The organism is Roseomonas sp. E05 (genome assembly GCF_030063475.1).
Classification (GTDB): Bacteria; Pseudomonadota; Alphaproteobacteria; order Acetobacterales; family Acetobacteraceae; genus Pseudoroseomonas.
The window spans coordinates 1-3,296 of the sequence record NZ_JASIRT010000076.1 but is presented as its reverse complement, the minus strand read 5'-3'; the positions used below and the strand labels follow the sequence as shown (position 1 = coordinate 3,296).

At 62.1% G+C, this 3,296-nt stretch carries 2 protein-coding genes and 2 pseudogenes; 1 reads left to right on the top strand and 3 read right to left on the bottom strand.

The window, feature by feature from the left end:
* Positions 1-200 precede the first annotated feature (200 nt).
* Positions 201-789: pseudogene (locus QMO56_RS26640) on the bottom strand (helix-turn-helix domain-containing protein); the annotation flags it as partial.
* Positions 790-1,047: 258 nt separating this feature from the next.
* Here QMO56_RS26640 and QMO56_RS26635 point away from each other — a divergent pair.
* Positions 1,048-2,646 (top strand): ABC transporter substrate-binding protein, encoded by a 1,599-nt coding sequence (locus QMO56_RS26635; protein WP_283530657.1) that lies wholly within the window; start codon positions 1,048-1,050, stop codon positions 2,644-2,646.
* A gap of 57 nt (positions 2,647-2,703) precedes the next feature.
* Here QMO56_RS26635 and QMO56_RS26630 read toward each other — a convergent pair whose 3' ends face one another.
* Both QMO56_RS26630 and QMO56_RS26625 read right to left on the bottom strand, forming a co-directional pair.
* Entirely contained in the window at positions 2,704-3,081 is a 378-nt protein-coding gene (locus QMO56_RS26630) for a hypothetical protein (RefSeq protein ID WP_283530655.1), read from the bottom strand.
* Between the two features lie 106 nt (positions 3,082-3,187).
* Positions 3,188-3,296: pseudogene (locus QMO56_RS26625) on the bottom strand (IS5/IS1182 family transposase); the annotation flags it as partial.

Sequence of the window (3,296 nt, the reverse complement as noted above, 5' to 3'; positions counted from 1 at the left end):
CGCAACGTCAATTACCGTCCCCTCTTGTCGCAGCGCGACATCTGGACAACCTTCACCACCGCATCCGCGGCGCTCATCATAGTTGACGCCCAGCGCTCATCCCAATCGACGTGCTACAGTTCGGCATAGGCGTATGCCTAGGCGCAAGCCTAGGCCCTCGGGGCTATGCCCGGTGTCCGGTCGAAATAGGGGCCACTCCATGCGGTCAGGCCTGTCAGACGGAGGCCTGCGACGAAGGTGGTGGTCTTCCAGTGCCCGTGCGGCACGCCTGCGCGCAGGCGCTCGCCACGAGGCGCACGTCCCCGTAGCCGGGCCATCTTGGTGCTGGCACCGGTCTCATCGATGAACACCAGGCGCTCGGGATGGAAGTCAGGCTGTCGGTCGAACCAGGCTTCACGGGCCGTGGCGATGTCCGGCCGATCCTGTTCGGCGGCGTGCGCGGTTTTTTTTGAAGGTGATCGCCCGCGCAGCGAAGAAGCGCCAGAGCGTGCCGATCCCGGCCGAGAGGCCGCGCTCGTCATACAGCCGCTGCTGCATCTCGTGCAGGGTGATGAGAGGCCTGACGGCGATCAGGTCGAGCAGGAAATCGGCCTCTCCATCGAGCTTGGAGCCTTTGGGCTGCCCCTGACGGCGCGCCGCCGTCTCGCCCTCATCTCGCGCCCGCCGCACCCACACAATGGCGGTTGCCGCGCCCACTCCGAAATGGGCCGCCGCCTGCCGTGCCGACATACCTCGCGCCGTCGCGTCGAGGACACGCACCCGGAGATCCTGACTGTAGGCTCGCGCCATCCTTCCCTCCTGCGCAGAAGGGAAAGCGAATCACGCCTCGCCGCAGAAGGAAATCTTCTGAATCGGTGAAAGCGGAAACCGCTCTAGGTGCTATCGAAAGGTGAGCATTGCTGTCCTTCTAAGGAGCGAGCTGCATTCGCTAGGACATGTGTCTGATGCGTTGCAGAAGCTCTAGCAAAGAGCTTTCTAAAGCCCTAACCTTTGGTTGGAGGAAGTCAGCAGGCGGCCAATCACCTGAACGCAAGTGAAGGATCATTGATGGTTGCCTTGATTTCCATGCCGGGCATGTGCCGTGCGTGGCTTCTTGGCTGCAGCTTGATGCTGGCCCCAGCCGTTCCGCAAGCCCTCGCCCAGAGTGTACTTCGCGTCGCTCCCGGAGGAGACATCCCTTCGCTCGATCCGACTGGCCCTGCCGGTACGCAGACCTACATTCACGGAATGATGGTTTACGACACGCTATTCGCTCAGGACGAGAATCTGGGAATCCATCCCCAAATGGTTGGGGAGGAGAGTGTTTCAACCGATAAGCTAAGCTACCGGTTTAAACTGCGCCCGCATCTCAAGTTTCATGACGGCAGCGAGGTCACGACCCGCGACGTCGTGGCCTCGCTCAATCGCTGGATGGAGTTGGATACCGTTGGCCGCACCATGGCCGTGGATGTTGCGGAGCTTCAGGCGGAGGACGAGAAGACCTTCATCATCAAGCTCAGGCGGCCATTTCCGGTCCGCCAAGCCCTTGCCAACAGCGGCAGTGGTTTGCCTGTCATCCTGCGGGAGAAGGAAGCCTTGGGCGGGCGCTTCACGCGCGAGACGCCGATCATTGGCTCCGGGCCATTCCGCTTCCTGGCAAAGGAGTGGATCCCAGGGGCCAAGTTCGCCTATGAGCGCTTCGAGGGCTACGTGTCCCGCGAGGAGCCTACGAACGGCATGGCCGGCGGCAAAGTTGCCAAGGTGGACCGCGTCGAGTTCACCGTCATGCCGGACGCATCCACCAAGGCCAATGCGCTCATGGCCGGCGAAATCGACTTCATCGACCAGGTTCCCTTCGAACAGGCGGAACTGCTGGCCTCCCGCCGCGACATCACCGTCTCGTCGCTCTCCAGGATCTACAACACCTTCTTCATGCGGCCGAACAGCCTGTATCCTCCCTTCGACAATGTGAAGGCACGGCAAGCCCTGGCACTGGCCGTCAATCAGCCCGAATACATGGCAGTTTCCTTCGTACGGCCGGAATGGGGGCAGCCCTGCCTCAGCTTCTTCGTCTGCGGAAGCCCCAACGGCGTCACGGATGGCTCGGAGCCCTATCAGAAGACAGACCTCGAGAAGGCACGCCAGCTCCTCGCAGAATCCGGCTATAAAGGCGAGAAGGTTGTCCTCCTAAATTCCCGTGACGTGCTCTTCGTCGCGCAGTCCACCGATCTGGCCGCCGAGAACCTGCGGAAGATCGGCCTGAACATTGAGATGGTCGAGGCTGACTGGGGAACTTACATGGCCCGCCGCAACAACAAGGCGGAGCCAAGCAAAGGCGGGTGGAATCTCTTCATCACCAGCGTGTCGGGCAGCGGCATCGCTTCGCCGCTCAGCAACTCCATTGCCGATACCACCTGTGGTGCCGGCAACTTCGCGGGCTGGGCCTGCGATGACGAGGCCGCGGCACTGCGCGACGCCTACATCCACGAGCCGGATGAGGTGAAGCAGCGCGGGATCCTCAAACAGTTGAGCCGGCGCCTCTGGAAGGTGATGCCGACGGTCGTCCTCGGCCAGAGGGCGCAGCTCTATGCGTGGCGAAACAACATCAGGGGATTCGTGCACTCGCCGTCCCTGATCACAGTGTTCTGGAACATCGAGAAGTCGTAGTCGAAACCGTAAGGGAGCGCTCTCCCCCACCCATCCTCTGCCGGAGGCGCGCCTGCTTCAGGCGGGTGCGCGTAGGGCCGTCTTTGCGTAGAGATTCTCCGGCTCAGCCAAGCCGAGATTGGCACGGAATGTCGTCCCCTCGTACTCCCTCCGGAACAGGCCTCGCTTCTGCAACTCGGGAATCACCAGCGCCACAAAGTCATCCAGCGCCACTGGAAGATGCGAGGGAATGATATTGTAGCCGTCCGCCGCATCCGCCAGCAGCCATTCCTCCATGGCATCGGCGATATCCGCCGCCGTGCCGATGACGGTCCGGTGGCCGCGGCCCGCCGCGACCTCCAGATAGAGCTGCCGGATAGTCAGGTTCTTCTGCCGCGCCAGTTCCACCATGACCTGCGCGCGGCTGCGCAGCTTCGGATCCTGCGGCTCCGGCACAGGGCCATCCAGCGAGTAGCCTGACAGATCACCGAAATTCCCATAGAGCTGGGACAGCCCGACGAGCGGGTCGATCAGCTCCTGCAGCTCTTCATACTTAGAACGTCTAACAGAACCTTCGGATTTGATTGAGGCAGACGAGGGCGCAGGCGAGTGTGGTGAAGGCCAGATGGATGTCGACCCGTTGCTCATAGCGGATGGTGAGACGCCGGAAG